Consider the following 18,836-nt stretch of genomic DNA (forward strand, 5'->3'; position numbering starts at 1 on the left):
AAGCCGATGGCAAGCAGTTGATAAGAATCTGCCGGTAGAGTCCGGCCAATGCGGGGAGATATCACCCAGGCCCTCGTCGACACCGACGTATGGACCGATGAAATGCTGGGCAGCGCCGGGATTCCGGTGATCGACGTGCCGTTCGTAACCATCGGCAGCGGAATCGGATCGTTCGTCACCTACGACACGCTCCGGATCTTCGGCGTGCCCGCCGAGGCGATGGCGGTGCTCGGCCCGCAGGAGCACCCCTGGGCCTCCTACGAGTACCTGACCCGGGTCTCGCAGATTCCGCGCGGCGAGCGCCTGCGCAGCGACTCGGCCTCGATGCCGGACAACATGTGGGGCTTCCCCTCGTACGCGGTGCGGGAGGCCGTCGCGGACAAGTCGATCAAACCGCTGTGGAACGTCTTCGTCGAGCCCATCTTCGCCAACTACTACACCCCGCGCGCGGGCCAGGCGTTCGCCGCCATGGAGCGGGAGTTCCACCGCATCGGCTACGCCCGGTCCCTGCATCGCGGCCAGGTACGCATGGTGCGCAAGCGCCAGGGCGGCGGATACTTCACCATCCTCACCCCGCCGGCGGGTGCGGCGCCGACCAAGCGGGTCGCCTTCCGCAGCACGTATGTCCATGTGGCGGTGGGGTATCCGGGCCTGAAGCTGCTGCCGGACCTGCAGGAGTATCGCGAGACCCATCGTGACCCGACACGGGTGGTCAACGCCTACGAGCCGCACGAGCACGTCTACCAGGCGTTGCAGCGGCGGCCCGGTACCGTGCTGATCCGCGGCAGCGGGATCGTGGCCAGCCGCGTCCTGCAGCGGCTCATCGACGACCGCGACAAGTACCGGCTGGACACCCGGATCCTGCACCTGTTCCGCACGTATGTCGCCGGCCCGCACGGCAAGAACATCTTCAGCAGACGTAAGGGCGGCGACGGCTGGGCCTATCAGGGGTTCAACTACCCGAAGTCGGTGTGGGGCGGTCAGTTGAAGCAGAAAGTGCGCAACCTGCAAGGCGAGGAACGGGCGCGGGCGTACAAGGAGATCTCCGGCACCAACACCCCGATCCGGGACAACTGGCAGGAACAGTTGCGCCGGGGCCGCAGGGAGGGGTGGTATCAGGTGATGGCGGGCACGATGCGGGCTCCGCGCCCCGCCGGGGGACGCCAGGGCGTGGTCGCGACGATTCTTCCGGACGCCACCGCGCCGCTGCCGTTTCCGCCGCCGACGCAACCGTTCGACACGACCGTCGACTACATCGTCGACTGCACCGGGCTGGAAGCCGACATCCGCGAGCACCGTCTGCTGGCCGACCTGCTCGACCACGCCGGTGCCGGGCGCAATCCACTGGGCAGGCTCGACGTGGACACCTCGTTCGAGCTGATCGGCACCCGCAGCGGCACCGGGCGCATGTACGCCTCCGGCAGCGCCACGCTGGGCGGGCCGTTCGCCGGTGTGGACACCTTCCTGGGGCTGCAGATCGCCGCGCAGGAGATCGCCGACGATCTGGCCGCGGTCGGGTTCTGCCGCAGGATGGGTCCGCTGCGCTCGACGCGGCAATGGTGGCTGTGGGTTACGAACGAGAAGATCTGAGCACATGCTTCCTACCTTGAACGGGCGAATCCAGACCCGTCTTCTCGCGCTGAGCGTGATCGGCTTCGTCGTCGCGCTGATCATCACCCCGTTCCTGCCGACCGGCTCGTTGAGCATCGGTCAGGCGTACCGGGTGACGTTGTCGGTCCTGCTGGCTACCGTTCTGGTCGGTGTGCTCTGGGAATTGCTCTACCATTTCCTGCAGCAGTTCCGCTGGGAGAAGGACTGGCCGACTCTGTTCGGTCTGGTCACCATCGTCAACGAGGGGGCGCTGATGTGGGTCCTCGTGCGCCACACCACGGTGGTGCTGCCCGAACATCTGCGTCCCTCGCCCGCGGCGTTCGGCATTCAATTCGTTCTCACGTGGATCGTCTTCTGGCTCATCGTGAACGGGCCGATGCGGGTGGTGTTCCACCGGTGGCGGTTCCAGGGCGGCCGATTCCTGTGAGCGCGCAGATCGAGGTGCTGCCGGGCACCCATCTGGTGGCGAGTGCGAGCGGCGTGGTCGTGGTCGTCGCGCACCGGGGCGAGGGCGCCGTGACGGCGGACACGATGGCGGCCCGGACGATGACGGCGCTGCTGGACATCGTGCGTGAAGCCGTCGCGCGCGACCGGCGCCGCAGCGGGCGCGCGGTGGCGCGGCTGGCCACGACGTGGCTGATGAGCCTGTCCAACGGTGAGGAGGACGAGGTCGAATTCGGGGTGATCACGCCGGTGGACGACGGCCTCGCGGTGTTCCTGCACGGTGGGGTGACCGCGGTGCTCGCCGGTCCCGGCCACCCGGAGGTGCTGCGCGGCCGGGACGCCGGATTCACCGTCGACCGCATGGTGACTCCCGCACCCGCGGGCGGCGCGGGATTGTTCGTGGACGAGGCGGGCTGGGCCGCGCAGGCCCTGCCGGGGCGCGGGATCTTCGCGCTCGGCGAGGGGACCGCCCCGGGGTCGGGCGCGGTGCGGTGGCCGGGTGCGCTGCCCGGCGCGATCGACGGCGAACCGGAGAACCGGGGCGGCACCGAGTCCATGCGGCCATCCCGATCGGCGCACGAGCCGCCCGCGGCTACATCGGCACGGGAGCCCGGCCCCGCACCCCGGCGAACGGCGGCGCCACAGCACCTCGAAGGACGCGCGGCGGCCGAACCGCCCGTCGTCCCGGAGCCGCCCTCGGTCGCGGCGCCGCGACCGCACCCTGCCACGGGGCCGCAGCTCGCGCAGCAACCGCATCGTCCCGCGACACAGCCGGGTTCCGAGCAGGTGTCCGGAGCACCGCCACGGCGGGCGCCGAGCCTGCGCAAAGGCGAGGAATCCAACGACACCGCAACGGAAGTCGATCTCCAGGCGGCGGCGCGGCGGGCCGCGCCACGTGACGGCATGACACCTCCGGTCGCGCAGCCGATACCGCCGGGTTCCGAGCAGGGTCCGGCGCGGCCCGCCCATCGCACCGATCGGGAATACGCGATCGCCAACGACGCGAATCTCGCCGAGACGATGGTGCCCTCCTCCGAGGTCGTCGCGGACGCGCTCGGCTCGACCGGCTCGAACCCGCTGGGGCATCGGGTGATCGTGCACGGTTTCCAGTGCGCCCGGCATCATCACAACGATCCGCGAGTGTCGTTCTGCGCCGTCTGCGGCATCCGGATGGATCAGCTCACCTGCGTGCTCAGCGAAGGGGTACGCCCACCGCTGGGTGTGCTGCTACTCGACGACGGCACGTCGTTCGTGCTGGACAACGACTGCGTTCTCGGTCGCGAGCCGGAGTATTCGGAGGCGGTCGCGCGTGGCGCGCGACCGATACGGCTGGAGGACAGCTCCGGCGGGATGTCGCGAGCACACGCGGAGATCCGCCTCGTCGACTGGGACGTCACGGTCGTGGACGGCGGTTCCACCAACGGCACCCACATTCGTCATCCCGGACGTCAGGACTGGGTCCGGGCGGCCCCTGGCCTGCCGGTAACCCTCGCCCCGGGCGCCCAGATCCAACTGGGCGGACGCGTCCTGACCTTCGACTCCCAGCACGGCCAGCTGTAACCGCGGGCCGCAGCCGCCGATCGGCACGGGGCCCCGGCGACGGCCTGGTCAGGCGTGACGGAAGCGGATGATGCCCGACCAGGGGTTGCGCATGGGTTTGCGGGGGTCGGGCTGGGGGAGATAGGTGAACGGGCGCAGGTACCAAGGTGCACGGCGGAACTTGCGGGCGTGCACCAGCAGGTTCTCCAGCTCGGCCGGCTGCCAGCCGAGGTCTTCGAAGAAGCGGACGCCGTTGGGCGGCTCGAACTTCATCGGCGCGTTGGCGAAGGTGTCCCCGGAACGCATCTTCCTCATGCCCAGGCTCAGGTCGAGCAGCCACCAGGCGATTTCCGGACGGGTCAGGGCGTCCGCCAGCTCGGTGACCGTAGACGGATCGAGGTACATCAGCAGCCCCTCGGTGAGTACCAGGGCCTTCGACGCGGGGGCGGTGACCGGGCCGATCGCGCCGAGCGCCTCGTCGAGGAACTTCCCGCGGGCCTCGGGGTCGGCCAGATCGACCGCTCGGCGCAGGAGCACGCAGTGCGGCGTCTCACCGGCGAGCGCGTCGTCCTTCTCGGCGACGATCCCGGGCAGGTCCGCCTCGATCCAGAGCAGCTCGGCCGGGAGCTCGAGCCGATATGGCCGGGTGTCCAGGCCGGCGGCGAGGTTGAGCACGCGGTCGCAACCCTCGGCGATCGCTTTGGCGACGAGGTCGTCGATCAGCTTGGTTCTGGTGACGATCGGCCACCCGTCGCGCATCATGGGGGGTGCGCTGTCGGCGATGGCGTGGCCGCGTTCCCCGGCCAGCCGGTCGGCGAGCGGATCGCGGAACAGCGCGTCCCGGCGCGTCGTCTCGCGCGCACGGTAGGCCGCGACCCAGCGCGCGGTGTCGGACACGTCGGACGGTACGTCCCCTCGGGTCATGGCAGCCAGTCTGTCACATCGATCCGGCGAATCTCCGCACCCGGCGTCCCGCCCAGGAGAGCGATCAACCGGGGTGGAAGGCGTCGGAGCCGACCTCTGCCGGGTCGAGCAGATGGGTGAGGAACAGCCGGGTGGTCGGCGTCGGGGTGCGAGTGGTGATGGCATGCCACGGACGGTCCAGCGGAGTGCCCTCGACCGGAAGCACGCGCAGCACACCGTTCTCCAGATCCTGGGAGATGGCATCGCTGTGGATCAGCGTGACGCCCAGACCTTCTCGCGCGGCGGCCAAGACGGCGCCGTGCGAACCGAGGGTCAGCGTGGCCGGTTCGATCCGGAGCTGGTCGAGCAGGCCGAGGGTGGCCTCGCGGGTGCCGGAGCCGCGCCCGCGCAGCAGCCAGGTGGCGTGCAGCGGATCGAATTCCGGCAGGCCGACCACGACCAGGCTGCTCGGCCGCCGGGCGCGCACCACCAGCCCGGTGTCGCGCGGTGGGCGGCCCGCGATGACGAGATCCGTTTCGTGATGCTGCAATTCGAGGAACAGCGCGTCGCGCGGATGCACCGACAGGCTCAGTTCGATGTCAGGGAACCGGCGGCGGAACGACGCGAGCGGCCGCAGCAGAACGTATTCACCCGCGGTGGCGACCACGCCGATCCGCAGGCGCCCGGTCTCGGCGCGGCGCACCGCGGCCTGCGCCTCCTTCATCAGGCCGAGGATGCCGCGGCAGTATTCGGCGTAGACGCGGCCTGCCTCGGTGAGCGTGATGCCGCGCCCGGACTTCGCGACCAGCTTGGCCCCCAGCTGTTTCTCGATATGCGCGACGGCAGCGGAGACGGCGGCTTCGGTGATGTGCAGTTGCGCCGCGGCGCGGCGAATGCCGCCGTGGCGGGCGACGGCCAGGAAGGTTTCCATCCGTGCCGCGCTCACCATACCCATCGAACGACGGTAACAAACTCGAAGAAAAGGTTGAGTATCGCGAGAAACAATCAAATTGTTTGTCGGTATCCGGCCCGTCATCCTGGAAATCCCAAGGCACGCCCGTTCGCCCGGGTGCGGGTGTCCCGCAGTGGCACAGCAGGAGGAACGATGGCCGAAGAAATCGAACGCGACCGCTGGGATCCGGGTGTCCAAACCTACGCCTCGATGGGGTATTACGCGCCCGACTACCAGCCGACGGAGACCGACGTGCTCGCCGTGTTCCGGGTGACCCCGCAGCGCGGCGTCGATCCGATCGAGGCGGCCGCCGCGGTGGCGGGTGAATCCTCCACGGCCACTTGGACGGTGGTGTGGACCGACCGGCTCACCGCGCACTCGCGCTATCAGGCGAAGTGCTACCGCATCGACGAGGTCCCCGGCCGGCCCGGTGAGTACTTCGCCTACATCGCCTACGACCTCGACCTGTTCGAGGAGGGGTCGATCACCAACCTGACCTCGTCGATCATCGGCAACGTGTTCGGTTTCAAGCCGCTGCTGGCGCTGCGGCTGGAAGACATGCGCATTCCGGTGGCATACGTGAAGACGTTCCAGGGGCCGCCGCACGGCACGGTGATGGAACGCGAATATCTCAACAAATACGGTAGGCCCCTGCTCGGTGCGACGGTGAAACCGAAACTCGGGCTATCGGCGCGCAATTACGGCCGGGTGATCTACGAGGCGTGCAAAGGCGGCCTGGATTTCACCAAGGACGACGAGAACATCAACTCTCAGCCGTTCATGCGCTGGCGCGACCGATACCTGTTCGCGATGGAGGGCGTCAACCGCGCGATGGCCGAGACCGGCGAGATCAAAGGCCACTACCTCAATGTGACCGCGGCGTCGATGGAGCAGATGTACGAGCGCGCGGAGTTCGCCAAGGAACTCGGCAGCGTCGTCGTCATGATGGACCTCACCGTCGGATTCACCGCGATGCAGTCGATGTCGCACTGGGCGCGCCGCAACGGGGTGCTGCTGCACCTGCATCGCGCCGGGCATTCCACCTACACCCGGCAGAAGACGCACGGCGTCAGCTTCCGGGTGCTGGCCAAGTGGTGCAGGCTGATCGGCGTCGATCATCTGCACGCGGGCACCGTGGTAGGCAAGCTGGAGGGCGATCCCGCGACGACCAAAGGGTTCTACGACACCCTGCGGGAGAACCACATTCGGACCGAACCGGCCAACGGGATCTTCTTCGACCAGTACTGGGCGAGCCTGCCCGGCGTGATGCCGGTGGCCTCCGGCGGTATCCATGCCGGGCAGATGCATCAGTTGCTCGACCTGTTCGGCGACGACGTGGTGTTGCAGTTCGGCGGTGGCACGATCGGGCATCCGCTCGGCATCGCCGCGGGCGCGGAGGCGAACCGGGTCGCGCTGGAGGCGGTCGTCCAAGCCCGCAACGAGGGCCGCGACCTGCTGAAGGAGGGACCCGAGGTGTTGCGCAAGGCGGCCGAGATCTGCCGCCCGCTCGACGTCGCCCTCGCTACCTGGGGCGATGTCACCTTCGATTACACCTCCACCGACGCGCCGGACGCCGTGCCGACGGCCAGCCGCTGACCATCCCGGAAGGACAAACCGATGTATCTACGGCACGGAACGTTCTGCTACCTGCCGCCGCTGACCGATGAGCAGATCGCCGCCCAGGTGCGCTACGCGCTGCTCAACAGCTGGCCGGTATCCATCGAATACACCGACGATCCGCACCCACGCAACGCCTACTGGGAGATGTGGGGACTGCCGCTGTTCGACCTGGACGAGCCCGACGGTGTCTTGGCCGAGATCAAAGCCTGCCGAGCCACTTTCCCGCGGCATTACGTGCGGGTGCTGGCCTACGACGCCCGCTACACCAGGCAGACGACAGCACTGAGTTTCCTGGTGCAGCGGCCGCCCGACGAGCCCGGCTTCGTGCTGACCCGCACCGAGGGCCCGGACCGCAGGCAGACCTACGGCCTGCACTCGTATGCCACCACCGTCCGCCCGGGAGACCGGTATGGCGGCTGAGCCCAACGGCTCGGGATTCCGTCTGCACCGGCCGGGGACCGACATCCCCGGCGCGGTGCGGACGGCGCCCGCCGAGACGGAGGCGCCGGAGATCCTGGGCGAGGACGCGGTGCTGGATCTGTCGGCCGACATCGCAGGCCACGACGTCGAGGAGACGCTGCGCAGACTGGACGCGGAACTGATCGGCCTCGCCCCGGTGAAGCGGCGGGTGCGCGAGATCGCGGCGCTGCTGCTGATCGACCGCGCGCGGCAGCGATTCGGGCTGACTTCGTCGCGGCCGACCATGCACATGAGCTTCACCGGCGGACCGGGCACGGGCAAGACGACGGTGGCATTGCGGATGGCGCAGATGCTGCACGCGCTCGGCTACATCCGCAAACCCAAGGTGCACACCGTCACTCGTGACGACCTGGTGGGCCAGTTCATCGGGCACACCGCCCCCAAGACGAAGGAGGCGCTGGCCAAGGCGGCGGGCGGTGTGCTGTTCATCGACGAGGCCTACTACCTGTTCCGGCCGGAGAACGAACGCGACTACGGGCAGGAGGTGATCGAGATCCTGTTGCAGGAGATGGAGAACGAGCGCGCCAGCCTGGTGGTGATCTTCGCGGGATACCCGGACCGGATGGACCGCTTCTTCTCCGCCAACCCCGGCCTGTCCTCGCGGGTGGCCCACCACTTGGAGTTCGCCGACTACACCCACGCCGAACTGCTGGACATCGCCGGACTCATGGTGGCCGCGGAGAACTTCCATTTCGACGACGCGGCGCGCAGCGCTTTCGGGGAGTACCTGGAACGCCGGATGGCCCGTCCGCGCTTCTCCAACGCGCGCAGCGTCCGCAACGCGCTGGACCGCTGCCGGTTGCGGCAGGCCAAGCGGCTCGTCGAGCTGCGCAGACCACTGACCAAGACCGATTTGATCACGCTCACCGATCAGGATGTATACGGCAGCAGCGTGTTCACCGACCCCGGGCCCACCGCACGAGCCCCCCGGTGACGAGATCGAGGCGCTATGCCAGAAGGACTGAAGACCCTCACCCGCTACACCATCGAGCAGGAGCATCGCCATCCCGGCTCGTCCGGTGAGTTCTCCGCCCTGGTGAACGTGATCGCGACCGCGACGAAGATCGTCGCCAATCAGGTCACCCGCGGTGCGATCGCCGGATCGCTCGGCCCCTCGGGGCCGGACAATCCCCCGCCGACGGTGCACCGCGAACTGGACGCGATCGCCAACGACATCATGGTCGCCGAAACCCAATGGACCGGCCATCTTTCGGCGTTGCTCTCCGAACAGATCAGCGAGATCCATCCGGTGCCCGCCACGCATCGGCGCGGGAAATACCTGCTGGCGTTCGATCCCTTGGACGGCTCGTCGAACATCGACGTGAACCTTCCGGTGGGCACGATCTTCAGCGTGCTGCGCGCGCCCGTGCGGGACACGGGGTCGCGGGACGGTCCGGCCGCGGAGGACTTCCTGCAGTCCGGTGTCGAGCAGGTGTGCGCGGGGTTCACGCTGTACGGGCCCGCGACCATGCTGGTGCTGACCACCGGCAGCGGCGTGGACGGGTTCACCCTGGACCGGGAGATCGGCGCGTTCGTGCTGACCCACCCGCGGATGCGCATTCCCGAGGACACCGCCGGTTTCGCGATCAACGCGGCCAACGAGCGCTTCTGGGAGCGACCCGTGCGCCGCTACGTGCACGAGTGCCTGGACGGCGTGGACGGGCCACGCGAGCGGGATTTCAACATGCGCTGGGTGGCATCGCTGGTCGCCGACACCTTCCACATCCTCACGCGGGGCGGGGTGTACCTGTATCCGCGCGACACCCGCCCACCCGCACGTCCGGGGCGGGTGGCGTTGCTCTACGGCGCCAACCCCATCGCGTTCATCGTCGAGCAGGCCGGCGGCGCGGCGACCACCGGCAGCGAGCGGGTGCTGGAAGTGCAGCCCGGGGCTGTCCACCAGCGGGTGCCGCTGATCTTCGGCTCCCGCAACGAAGTGGAGCGCATCGAGCGGTATCACCGCGAACCCGACGAGGGGCCCAGCTTCGATAGTTCGCTGTTCGGCAGACGGTCGCTGTTTCGTCCGGCCCAGCGCTGAAGAGGAGAACCATGTCGGTCAAGCACCCGGTCGTCGCGATCACCGGATCCTCCGGGGCGGGGACCTCCAGCGTGACCCGGACCTTCCAGGAGATCTTCCGCCGCGAGGGGATCACCGCGGCCGTTGTCGAGGGCGACGCGTTCCACCGCTACGACCGCAACGAGATGAAACTGGCCATGGCCGAGGCCGAGCAGACCCGCAATCTGCGGTTCTCGCATTTCGGTGAGGAAGCCAACCTGCTGAAAGAACTGGAGACGCTGTTCCGCGACTACGGCGAGACCGGCGTCGGGACCGTGCGCCGATACCTGCACGACGAGACCGAGGCCAAGCCCTACGGCCAGTCACCGGGGACCTTCACGCCGTGGGAGGAATTGACGCCGGGCAGCGATCTGCTGTTCTACGAGGGCCTGCACGGCGCGGCGGTCACCTCCACGGTCGATGTGGCCCGGTACACCGATCTGCTGGTCGGCGTCGTGCCGATCATCAACCTGGAGTGGATTCAGAAGGTGATCCGGGACAAGACCGAGCGCGGCTACTCCAGCGAGGCCGTGATCGACACGATCCTGCGGCGGATGCCGGACTACGTCACCTACATCTGCCCGCAATTCTCCCGCACCTACGTCAACTTCCAGCGCGTGCCGACGGTGGACACGTCCAATCCGTTCATCGCGCGCACCATTCCGACGGCCGACGAGAGTTTCGTGGTGATCCGGTTCGCCGATCCGAAGGTGATCGACTTCCCCTATCTGCTGTCGATGCTGCACGACTCGTTCATGTCGCGGTCGAACTGCATCGTCGTCCCCGGCGGCAAGATGGAGCTGGCCATGCAGCTGATCTTCACGCCGCTGATCCTGCGGTTGATGGACAAGCGGCCGAAACGGTCGTACTGAGGGATGGTGCGGCCGGTGCCGCGCGCGCCGTCGGCGTCAGTCGGGCAGGAGCGGGACCGAGAGGCCCTCACCCCGGTGCAGGAGGGTCGCGCGGGTGACGACGGCGGAGCCGAAGCGCTTGCGCAAGTCGTCGAGGGTCGCGTCGAGGGTGCCGGTGGCGCGGGCCTCGAAGGGCAGCGGGAGCTGGACGGTGCCGACGTCGTCGAGATTGGTCAGCGCCAGGCCGATCAGGGTGAGGCCGCGTTCCTGGATGAGCGGCATCGCGCCGGTGAGCAGAGCGCGGGCCGCGCACAGGATCGTCTCGGTGTGGTCGGTGGCCTGGGTGAGGGTGTGGGAGCGGGTGGCCCGGGTGAAATCGTCGAAACGCATCCTCAGCACCACCGTTCGGCACACCCGGTCGGCGGCGCGCAGCCGCCTGCCCAGCCGATCGGTGAGCCCGTGCAGGTAGGCCTCGATCTCGTCGGGAGGACGGCGCTTGCGCCCGAGGGCGCGCTGGGCGCCGATCGAACGCCGCCGCCTGCCGGTCTCGACGCGCCGCGGATCCCGCGCCCAGGACAGGGCATAGAGGTGGCGGGCGGCGGCGGGACCGAGTATCGCCCGCAGCGGGCGCTCGCCGAGTTCGGCCAGCTGACCGACGCGGGTGATGCCGTGCTCGTGCAACGTGCGCGCGGTGACGTCGCCGACACCCCAGAGTCTCTCCACCGGCAGCGGATGCAGGAACTCCAATTCGCCATCCGGCGGGACCAGCCGCAACCCGTCGGGCTTGGCGACCGCGCTGGCCACCTTGGCGAGGAACTTGGTGCGGGCGATGCCCACCGAGATGGGCAAGCCGACAAGGTCGCGGACTTGCGCGCGCAGCCGCGTCGCGATGGCGACCGGCTCGCCCGCGATCCGGCGCAGGCCGCCGACGTCGAGAAAGGCCTCGTCGATGGAGATGCCCTCCACCACGGGCGTGGTGTCGCGGAAGATCTCGAAGACGGCCTTGCTCGCCTCGGCGTAGGCCGACATCCGCGGCGGCACCACGATCGCGTGCGGGCACAACCGGCGCGCCTGCCCGCCGTTCATCGGGGTGCGCACCCCGAATGCCTTCGCCTCATAGCTCGCCGCCAGGACCACGCCGCCGCCGACGATCACCGGCTTGCCGCGCAGCCGCGGGTCGTCACGCTGCTCGACCGAGGCGTAGAACGAGTCGAGGTCGGCATGCAGGATCGATGCCTCCGGCCGCGCGAGTATCCGGGGCCTGCGGGGGACGGACGCATCGGACACGAACATATGTTCGCATAAGCCTCCGTCCGGCGTGTCGAACTCCCCGTGCGGCTCGGAGTAACCGCCGAGGCGCCCGAGAGCCGGCATCAGAGGTGGGGGCGAAGGCTTACCAGTACTGATGTCGCTTTCCGTCGGTGTCGGCGATGAAGATGACCGCATCGGCGCCGTCCAGATCCGCCGGGGTGAGCGGAATGTGGCCTGGCACGAAAGGTGCGCTCGTGCCGATCGACGGAGCGAGCGCGTCGCGCAGGGCCTGCGCCGGGAACAGGGCGCGGCGGGAGGTCGCCTCGGCCAGCACGCGCTGGAGGGTGCCCGGCTCACTGTCAGGACTGGCGTCGGTTGCCACGAACACGTAGCGCTCGCCGAGGGTGAGTTCGACGAGCGCGCCGGCGCTGCCCCAGTTCGCCTCGCCACGGCCGATCGGCGTGTGGGACTGCACGCGCTGCAAGTGCGCGTTGTGCGCGAACACCAGGCTCGGTCCGCGTCGCTGCTCCTGCGCGACGATCGCGAGCAGATTCTCGGCCATCATCTCGGCGCGCACGCTGAGCAGGGTCGCGATGCGATCGGGTGCGGAACCGGCCATGGCCGCGTGGTAGCGCAGCAGGCCCTGGGCGGTGCGCGCGTGCGCGAGGGCGTGGTCGTAGCCGGTCGGGTCGGCGCGACGCAGGCCGGGTGCCGCGCGGTGCAGCGCGCAGGCGAGATCGTCCGCGACGACCCGCAGGGCACGGGCGCGGTCAGAGTCTCCGATGGACGCAGCCGGGTCGTACATGGCCGCCTGGTTCGTCCAGTCCGCGTCCTCGCCGAGCAGTGCGTCAAGGTCGCGGACCGATCCGGGCCGCAGCGCCGCGGGCAGATAGTCGGTGACCGAGAACAGTGCGCGTCGCGGACTCGGCGCGCCGGAGTGCTCCACCGGAGCGTCGAAGCCGTGGAAGCGAACCCGGTCCGACGGCGCGCGGGTGGCGTTGTGCGTGCGGAGCCATTCGACGAGTTCGCGGTTGCCCGGCACCGCGCCGAACCCGTGGCTGAACCCGGTCGCGAGCACCGTGTCGAGGTCCGCGGTGGCCCCCGCCACGTAGTCGTCGACAACCGCCGCGGCGAAGACATCGGTCTCCAGCACGATCGACCGGTACCCCCGTTCGACGAGGTGACAGAGGATCTCGTTGCGTAACAACGGGAACGCCTCGACCCCGTGCGTCGGCTCGCCGAGAGCCAGCAGTGCCGTCGGCTCGGTCCGCGCGCCGAGCAGTTCGTCGAGGGCACGGCCCAGGCTTGCCGGGTCGTCGAGCTGGCGGCCGATGGCACGCAGTGCTGCGGCAGTGGACATGAAGCACCCCTTTCCGAAGGAACTGCCCTCGACAGTATCGTTGAATATTCGAGTGAAACTTTCGCGAATGATCCCTGGTATTCAGAGATCAAAGCCTCAAACGGAGGTGTGAGCTGCGGCCGATCGACCTCGCCCGGGAACACGGCTTGTCCGCACAGGCGATCCGCAACTACGACGACGCGGGCATCCTTCCGCCCGGCGAGCGCAGCGAGACCGGGTACCGGCGCTACACGGCCCTGCACGCCCAGGCGCTGCGCGCCTTCCTCGCATTGCGCGCAGGCCACGGGCACCGGCAGGCGACGGACATCATGCGCGCGACCAACCGCGGCGACTCCGAATCCGCCTACCGGCTCATCGATGCCGCGCACGTCGCGCTGCTCACCGAACGCGACACCCGCACCGAGGTCGCGACGGCCCTGGGCGGCCTGGCCCGCACGATGCCTACTCCTGTTCACGGCCGACCCCTGACCGTCGGCGAACTCGCGCGCCGGCTCGGCGTGCACGCGGCGACACTGCGCATGTGGGAGTCCCACGGCATCCTGCGCCCCGACCGTGACCGGGCGACGGGTTACCGCCACTACGGACCGGACTGCGTACGCGACGCCGAGATCGCCCGACAGCTGCGCCGGGGCGGCTACCGGCTGTCCCAGGTCGCGCGGTTCGTCGAGTCGCTGCGCGCGGCGGGCGGGGCGGACGCGTTGAGCGCCTTCCTCGACTCCTGGCAGGACCGGTTGACCATGCGCAGCCGCAATCTCCTCGCCGGCGCGGCCCAGCTCGATACCTACCTCGCCATGCTCGATCGGACGCCGCGCGACCCGGTGTGAGGGCACCGCCCCAGTCGTGCAAGGCATCCGGCAGCCCTGGTCGGCGCGGACGGATCTACTGGTTGCCTCCGTAGTAACCGGCCGTAACCGGTACCCTGTTCCCACGACGGGGCACAGCTCGGATGAGGGAGTCGGTACGGTGCGTGGATTCGGGGATCTGGAGGCGGTGATCATGGACCGCATCTGGGATCAGGACGCAGAGGACACAACGGTGCGCGAGATCTTCGACGACCTGTCGGCTCAGCGCGACATCGCCTATACGACGGTGATGTCGACCATGGACAACCTGCATCGCAAGGGCTGGCTGGCACGCGAACGCGCCGGTAAGGCCTATCGATATTGGCCGACGCTCACCCGGGAGGAGCACAGCGCCCGGCTCATGCTCGAAGCGCTGGGTTCCGGCGGACGCTCCGATCTGGTGCTCAGTCATTTCGTCGATCGGATCAGCGCCGAGGAGTCGGCCGGGCTGCGTGCCGCGCTGCGCAGACTCGCGGCGCGCAAGTCACCAGAAGTCCCGTGAACCTTGCCATCGCCCTGACGCTGTACGGCAGCGTCGTGGCCACTTTCGGTCCGCCCGTACTGCGCAGTCTGACCCATCGCGGCATCGCGCCGCGGCTGGGCGTGATCGCCTGGGTCGTCGCGATCGTCGGCGCCCTGAGCGCCTGGGGGATCGCCGCGACGGTGGTGACCATCGAGTTCGCCACCTACTGGGGACATCCGAAGGACGCGCTGCGCTCCTGCGTGTCGTTCCTGTGGACGCCCATGCATGTGCACGGCGCCGCGGCCACCCGGGCGGCCACATTCGCCGTAGCGGCGCTGGTGGCCACCGGCACGGTGGCGCTCATCGCGCGCGCGGTGGGTGTCGTGGTCGACATGCGCAGGCGCACCAGCGTCCACGCCAGGGCCGTCCGCCTGGTCGGCAGGCCGGTGCCGGGCATCGGGGCGGTCGTGCTCGATTCGCCGGAGCGGCAGGTGTATTGCGTGCCGGGACGGCCCGACACCATCGTGGTCACCACCGCCGCGCTGGACGTGCTGGACGACGACCAGCTCGCCGCGGTGCTCGCGCACGAGCGCGCGCACCTGTCCGGCAGGCACGCGGCGTTGTCGGCGGTGCTGCGCGCGGTGGCCACCACGCTGCCGGGACTGCGCTTGTTCACCGTCGGTGCGGCGGAGATCGCCCGGCTGCTGGAGATGTGCGCCGACGACAAGGCCGCCGACGAGCACGGTTCGCTGCCGTTACTGGGCGGGTTGCTGGCGATCGTCGGCATCGTCGAGCCCGCGCCCCCGGGTGCGCTGGCCGCGGCGGGCACGGCGGTCCTGGCCCGCGCCGAGCGGCTGGCCGACCCGGTCGGCGCGATCCGGCGGGCGACCACCCGCACCGCCCTGCTCGGCGTGATCGCGATGACCGTGACCGGGTCGGCGCTGGCGGCCGCGACGGTGGCCGGTGTCGGCGCGCTGCTGAGCTGAGTGGGAGAAGGAGCGCGCGTGCGGGCCACCTGGGATCAAGTCTTCGCTTGGCGCCTGGATCGTCAGTATGTCCGGTCCCGTGCGGACGAGGGCGCGATAGCCATCGCCGGGCGTTTGTGCGGCGTGCAGGCCCAGGTCGCCTCCGCGGCGGAACTGGCGGTCGGGCTGCGCAGCACGAAACCGGAACCGGGTGGGCTGGTTCGCGCGCTCGGCGACGGCGCGCTGATGAAGACCTGGGCGATGCGCGGCACGCTGCACGCGCTCACTCCGGATCTGGCCGCCGCCTGCCTCGCGCTGATCGGCTCGGCACGCACCTGGGAGAAGCCCGCCTGGCAGAAGAACTTCGGCGCCTCGCCCGCGGAGGTGGCCGCGCTGGCCGAGGCGGTCGCCGAGGTGCTCGACGGCGCGGTGCTCACCCGCGAGGAACTGGTCGAGGCGCTGGTGTCCGAGCCGGGCTTCCACCGGCTCGGCGAGGAATTGCGCTCCGGCTGGGGCGCGCTGCTCAAACCCCTGGCCTGGCAAGGGGTGCTCTGCCACGGTCCGTCGCGGGGCGCCAAGGTGACGTTCGCCCGTCCCGCCCAGCTGGTGCGCGACTGGCCCGGCCTGCCCGAGCCGGAGGCCGCGGCGCCTGCGGCGATCCTCGGCTATCTCGGCGCCTACGGCCCGGCGACGCCGGAGACCTTCGACGCCTGGCTCAGCCGCAACAGTCTGCGCAAATCCACGGTGCGGCGCTGGTTCGCCGAGTTGGGTGACCTGCTCACCGAAGTCGATGTGGAGGGCCGCCGCGGCTTCCTGCCGACCGATCAGGTCGACGCGCTGGCCGCCGCCGCGCCGAGCGCAACGGTGCACCTGCTCGGCGCCTTCGACCAGTACGTGCTGGGACCGGGCACCGGTGACACCGTCGCGCTGCCCGCCGCCCACCGTGCGAAGGTGAGCCGGACCGCGGGCTGGATCTCACCGATCGTCGTCGTGGGCGGGCGTATCGCGGGCACTTGGGAACTCACCGAGGACGCCGTCGAGATCACCATGTTCGACGACGCGCCGTTGCCGAAGCGGGGGCTGGACGCCGCTGTCGCGCACGTGGCGCTGACCGCAGGGCGCGAAAGCCTTACGGTGCGGGCCGCGTAGCGATGCAGCGGGGGCCACATAGATTCCCGGACCGGCGATTCCAGCGCCTCAGCCGCTGAGCCGTCGCCTCACGCAGACCCGGCGGATCAAGCGACGGATCAGACGACGGCCGACTCGGTGGCCGATTCCGGTTGCACGGCGGCGGGTTTCGGCATGCGGGCGGCTACGCCGACCACACCGGCCAGCACCGCGACCGCGGCCGTCACGTACCACCCGCGCCGGAACGCCTCCAGTGTCGCTTCCGGATCGGCGGGTGAGCCGAGCACGGCGACCAGCACCGCGACCCCGACCGCGAGACCGATCTGGCGCGCCATGCTCAACACGGCCGACCCGGTGGCGAACCGCTGTGGCGGCAGTCCGCTGGTGCCGGCCGCGAAGGCGGTCGGCAGGGTGAGGCCGACACCGATGCCGCTGACCACCATGCCGCCGAGCAAGCCGCCGACGTAGTCCGGTGTCGAGGTGATCGCCCGCGCCCACCACAGCATGCCCGCACCGAAGATTATCCCGCCCGCCGCGATGACCGGCCCGGCGCCGATCCGCCCGATCAGCCGCCCCGCCAGGATCGCGATCACCGGCACCATCAGCGGGCCTGGCGCGACGGCCAGACCGGTGCGTATCGCCGACCAGCCCCACACGTTCTGCGCCCACAGCACCACCGACAGCAGCATCGCGCCGAAGGCGACGTTGAAGAAGACGGCGTTGCCGGTCATCCAGGCGAAGTTGGGTGCGCGCAGCAGTGCCGGATCCACCACGGGGCTGTGGTGCCGCGCCGAGGAGACCACGAACGCCATCGTCAACAGTGCCGCCACGGCGAACGCGGTGAGCACGCCCGCCGACGACCACCCCCAGTCCGTACCCTTCACCAGTCCGAGCACCAGCCCGGCGATCGCGCCGACCAACAGCGCCGCACCGAACAGGTCGGGCATCCGCCCGCCGTCGCCTTCGGGATCGGGCAGCATCCGCACGCCGAGGACCACCGCGATCAAGCCGAACGGCACGTTGACCAGAAACACCCAGCGCCAGCCGAATTCGACGAGCAGCCCGCCCAGCACCGGGCCGAGCGCCGCGCCGAGGCCGCCGAAGGCGACCCACAGCCGCACCGCCGCGGCACGGCGCTGCGGCGGTGCGGCCGCGAGCACCAAGCCGAGCGAGGCGGGCGTCAGCAGCGCCCCGCCGACGGCCTGCAGGACGCGGAACAGCACCAGCGACCCGACGTCCCAGGCGGTCGCGCACAGTGCCGAGCCGGCCACGAATATCACCAACCCCAGCAGGAACGTGGTTCGAATGCTGCGGCGGTCGCCGAGTCGTCCTGCCGGGACCAGCAGTGCGGCGAACACGATCGCATAGGCGTTGAGCACCCAGGACAGCCCGGAGATCCGCGCTCCGCCGAGATCGGCGGACATGTCCGGAAGGGCGACGTTGACAATGAACAGATCCAGGCTCGACAGCAGTACGCCGATCGAGACGACGGCGAGCACGACCCGGAAGTCGGCGGCGGCCCGGTTCGGCGCCGCGGCAGGGGATGGCATTGGTCTTCTCCGTTTCAGCCGAGCACGCGGCGGGTCTGGCGGGCAGAGGCGACCAGCAGGCCGCTCCGGTCCCAGATCGAGGTGTCGTCTACCGACCAACCGCCGCCGGTAGAGGCGTTCACCGTGCGAACCAGCACCGGCAGGCCACCGGTGGGCGCGCCGTGCACGTGCATCGACAGCGCCACCGTGGGGACCGCGACGGGCGCGCGCAGCACGGGAAATATGGCGGGCGGCAGAGCGTCGGCGAGGATGGCGAGGGCCGCGGCGTCCGCGGGCAGTTCGGGGAGGAGTGCGATCCAGGCGCACATCATCGGTTCGTCCGCGCCGGTGAGCGGCAGCGGTCCCGCCGCGGGGCGGATGTCGAAGTGAGCGCCCGCGGGCACGAGTTCGGGAGGGAGGGCGAACCGCGCACAGGAATCGGCATCGGGCACCCGCGGTGCCGGTGCGCCCGTGTACTTCGCGATACCCGAGTCCACGGTGCGACCGAGCGTGACGGACGCCGCCGCGACCGGGCTGCCGTCCTGCTCGGCGTGCACGTCCAGCACTACGGTACTGCGACCGACCGTGTGCTCGGTCGCGCGAAAGGTCAGGACATCCTCGGTGGGGCGGCCCAGGAACCGCAGGTCCACGGCCCGCACCGGCAAAGGTTCGGCAGCCGCCGCGCGAGCCACCTCGATGAGCAGAGCCGCGATCACGCCGCCGTGCGGTCCGGTCCATCCCCGCCAGGACCGGTCGACCCGCGCCTGCCACCGGCCCGCACCGGTGTCGGTGAGCGCGAATTCCTCGGCGAGCGTCCGCGTAGTGAGTTGCTTCATGCAACG

18 protein-coding genes are annotated in these 18,836 nt (G+C 69.9%); 12 read left to right on the forward strand and 6 right to left on the reverse strand.

The window, feature by feature from the left end; translation table 11 throughout:
- Positions 1–48 precede the first annotated feature (48 nt).
- Genes ON29_RS14325 through ON29_RS14335 form a run of 3 tightly spaced genes read left to right on the forward strand, consistent with a single transcriptional unit; the run spans position 49 to position 3,615 of the window.
- Positions 49–1,590, forward strand: a complete 1,542-nt coding sequence (locus ON29_RS14325; protein ID WP_051175192.1) for a hypothetical protein — start codon at positions 49–51, stop codon at positions 1,588–1,590.
- Positions 1,591–1,594: 4 nt separating this feature from the next.
- Entirely contained in the window at positions 1,595–2,038 is a 444-nt protein-coding gene (locus tag ON29_RS14330) for a hypothetical protein (protein ID WP_040866752.1), read from the forward strand.
- Complete coding sequence (locus ON29_RS14335; protein ID WP_040866753.1) at positions 2,035–3,615, forward strand: FHA domain-containing protein; 1,581 nt, start codon at positions 2,035–2,037, stop codon at positions 3,613–3,615. The genes ON29_RS14330 and ON29_RS14335 overlap by 4 nt, the downstream gene beginning before the upstream one ends.
- Positions 3,616–3,663: 48 nt before the next feature.
- Here ON29_RS14335 and ON29_RS14340 read toward each other — a convergent pair whose 3' ends face one another.
- A complete protein-coding gene (locus ON29_RS14340) occupies positions 3,664–4,518 on the reverse strand; it encodes a class I SAM-dependent methyltransferase (protein ID WP_040866754.1) in 855 nt (284 codons plus the stop codon).
- 64 nt (positions 4,519–4,582) lie between these two features.
- Positions 4,583–5,452 carry a LysR family transcriptional regulator gene (locus tag ON29_RS14345; protein ID WP_245548955.1) on the reverse strand — a complete coding sequence of 290 codons (870 nt, stop codon included), beginning with the start codon at positions 5,450–5,452 and terminating at the stop codon, positions 4,583–4,585.
- A 150-nt stretch (positions 5,453–5,602) separates the two neighbouring features.
- Here ON29_RS14345 and ON29_RS14350 point away from each other — a divergent pair, with 150 nt between their 5' ends.
- The 5 genes from ON29_RS14350 to ON29_RS14370 are packed head-to-tail and all read left to right on the forward strand — an operon-like array spanning position 5,603 to position 10,477.
- Complete coding sequence (locus tag ON29_RS14350; protein WP_040866756.1) at positions 5,603–7,045, forward strand: form I ribulose bisphosphate carboxylase large subunit; 1,443 nt, start codon at positions 5,603–5,605, stop codon at positions 7,043–7,045.
- A 21-nt stretch (positions 7,046–7,066) separates the two neighbouring features.
- The gene (locus ON29_RS14355; protein WP_040866757.1) at positions 7,067–7,489 is read left to right on the forward strand and encodes a ribulose bisphosphate carboxylase small subunit; all 423 of its coding nucleotides are present in this window, start codon (positions 7,067–7,069) and stop codon (positions 7,487–7,489) included.
- Positions 7,479–8,483, forward strand: a complete 1,005-nt coding sequence (locus ON29_RS14360) for an AAA family ATPase (RefSeq protein WP_040866758.1) — start codon at positions 7,479–7,481, stop codon at positions 8,481–8,483. The genes ON29_RS14355 and ON29_RS14360 overlap by 11 nt, the downstream gene beginning before the upstream one ends.
- A 15-nt stretch (positions 8,484–8,498) precedes the next feature.
- A complete protein-coding gene (locus ON29_RS14365) occupies positions 8,499–9,587 on the forward strand; it encodes a class 1 fructose-bisphosphatase (protein ID WP_040866759.1) in 1,089 nt (362 codons plus the stop codon).
- Positions 9,588–9,598: 11 nt separating this feature from the next.
- Positions 9,599–10,477 carry a phosphoribulokinase gene (locus ON29_RS14370; protein ID WP_040866760.1) on the forward strand — a complete coding sequence of 293 codons (879 nt, stop codon included), beginning with the start codon at positions 9,599–9,601 and terminating at the stop codon, positions 10,475–10,477.
- Positions 10,478–10,513: 36 nt separating this feature from the next.
- Here the strand turns inward: ON29_RS14370 and dinB are convergent, their stop codons facing one another.
- Positions 10,514–11,749 carry a DNA polymerase IV gene (gene dinB / locus ON29_RS14375; RefSeq protein WP_083863492.1) on the reverse strand — a complete coding sequence of 412 codons (1,236 nt, stop codon included), beginning with the start codon at positions 11,747–11,749 and terminating at the stop codon, positions 10,514–10,516.
- Between the two features lie 100 nt (positions 11,750–11,849).
- Positions 11,850–13,067 carry an erythromycin esterase family protein gene (locus tag ON29_RS14380; protein ID WP_040866761.1) on the reverse strand — a complete coding sequence of 406 codons (1,218 nt, stop codon included), beginning with the start codon at positions 13,065–13,067 and terminating at the stop codon, positions 11,850–11,852.
- 113 nt (positions 13,068–13,180) lie between these two features.
- On the opposite strand from ON29_RS14380, the gene ON29_RS14385 reads away from it, so the two are divergent.
- The 4 genes from ON29_RS14385 to ON29_RS14400 all read left to right on the forward strand — a co-directional run bounded on the left by ON29_RS14385 (position 13,181) and on the right by ON29_RS14400 (position 16,486).
- Positions 13,181–13,891 carry a MerR family transcriptional regulator gene (locus ON29_RS14385; RefSeq protein ID WP_040866762.1) on the forward strand — a complete coding sequence of 237 codons (711 nt, stop codon included), beginning with the start codon at positions 13,181–13,183 and terminating at the stop codon, positions 13,889–13,891.
- 139 nt (positions 13,892–14,030) lie between these two features.
- Entirely contained in the window at positions 14,031–14,411 is a 381-nt protein-coding gene (locus tag ON29_RS14390; RefSeq protein ID WP_040866763.1) for a BlaI/MecI/CopY family transcriptional regulator, read from the forward strand.
- Entirely contained in the window at positions 14,408–15,358 is a 951-nt protein-coding gene (locus tag ON29_RS14395) for a M56 family metallopeptidase (protein WP_040866764.1), read from the forward strand. The genes ON29_RS14390 and ON29_RS14395 overlap by 4 nt, the downstream gene beginning before the upstream one ends.
- An 18-nt stretch (positions 15,359–15,376) precedes the next feature.
- On the forward strand, positions 15,377–16,486 hold the full coding sequence (locus tag ON29_RS14400; protein ID WP_040866889.1) for a DNA glycosylase AlkZ-like family protein: 1,110 nt from the start codon (positions 15,377–15,379) through the stop codon (positions 16,484–16,486).
- A 98-nt stretch (positions 16,487–16,584) separates the two neighbouring features.
- Here ON29_RS14400 and ON29_RS14405 read toward each other — a convergent pair whose 3' ends face one another.
- Positions 16,585–18,015 (reverse strand): MFS transporter, encoded by a 1,431-nt coding sequence (locus ON29_RS14405; protein ID WP_051175193.1) that lies wholly within the window; start codon positions 18,013–18,015, stop codon positions 16,585–16,587.
- Between the two features lie 14 nt (positions 18,016–18,029).
- Positions 18,030–18,830 carry an acyl-CoA thioesterase gene (locus tag ON29_RS14410; protein WP_040866765.1) on the reverse strand — a complete coding sequence of 267 codons (801 nt, stop codon included), beginning with the start codon at positions 18,828–18,830 and terminating at the stop codon, positions 18,030–18,032.
- Between the last annotated feature and the right edge of the window lie 6 nt (positions 18,831–18,836).

The organism is Nocardia exalbida NBRC 100660, assembly GCF_000308575.1.
Taxonomy (GTDB): domain Bacteria; phylum Actinomycetota; class Actinomycetes; order Mycobacteriales; family Mycobacteriaceae; genus Nocardia; species Nocardia exalbida.

What these genes read in the sequence shown, in the direction of transcription:
- ON29_RS14325 (WP_051175192.1), top strand. Translation starts at nt 49, where the DNA reads ATGCGGGGAGATATCACCCAGGCCCTCGTCGACACCGACGTATGGACC.
- ON29_RS14330 (WP_040866752.1), top strand. Translation starts at nt 1,595, where the DNA reads ATGCTTCCTACCTTGAACGGGCGAATCCAGACCCGTCTTCTCGCGCTG.
- ON29_RS14340 (WP_040866754.1), bottom strand. Translation starts at nt 4,518, where the DNA reads ATGACCCGAGGGGACGTACCGTCCGACGTGTCCGACACCGCGCGCTGG.
- ON29_RS14345 (WP_245548955.1), bottom strand. Translation starts at nt 5,452, where the DNA reads ATGGGTATGGTGAGCGCGGCACGGATGGAAACCTTCCTGGCCGTCGCC.
- ON29_RS14350 (WP_040866756.1), top strand. Translation starts at nt 5,603, where the DNA reads ATGGCCGAAGAAATCGAACGCGACCGCTGGGATCCGGGTGTCCAAACC.
- ON29_RS14355 (WP_040866757.1), top strand. Translation starts at nt 7,067, where the DNA reads ATGTATCTACGGCACGGAACGTTCTGCTACCTGCCGCCGCTGACCGAT.
- ON29_RS14360 (WP_040866758.1), top strand. Translation starts at nt 7,479, where the DNA reads ATGGCGGCTGAGCCCAACGGCTCGGGATTCCGTCTGCACCGGCCGGGG.
- ON29_RS14365 (WP_040866759.1), top strand. Translation starts at nt 8,499, where the DNA reads ATGCCAGAAGGACTGAAGACCCTCACCCGCTACACCATCGAGCAGGAG.
- ON29_RS14370 (WP_040866760.1), top strand. Translation starts at nt 9,599, where the DNA reads ATGTCGGTCAAGCACCCGGTCGTCGCGATCACCGGATCCTCCGGGGCG.
- dinB (WP_083863492.1), bottom strand. Translation starts at nt 11,749, where the DNA reads ATGTTCGTGTCCGATGCGTCCGTCCCCCGCAGGCCCCGGATACTCGCG.
- ON29_RS14380 (WP_040866761.1), bottom strand. Translation starts at nt 13,067, where the DNA reads ATGTCCACTGCCGCAGCACTGCGTGCCATCGGCCGCCAGCTCGACGAC.
- ON29_RS14405 (WP_051175193.1), bottom strand. Translation starts at nt 18,015, where the DNA reads ATGCCATCCCCTGCCGCGGCGCCGAACCGGGCCGCCGCCGACTTCCGG.
- ON29_RS14410 (WP_040866765.1), bottom strand. Translation starts at nt 18,830, where the DNA reads ATGAAGCAACTCACTACGCGGACGCTCGCCGAGGAATTCGCGCTCACC.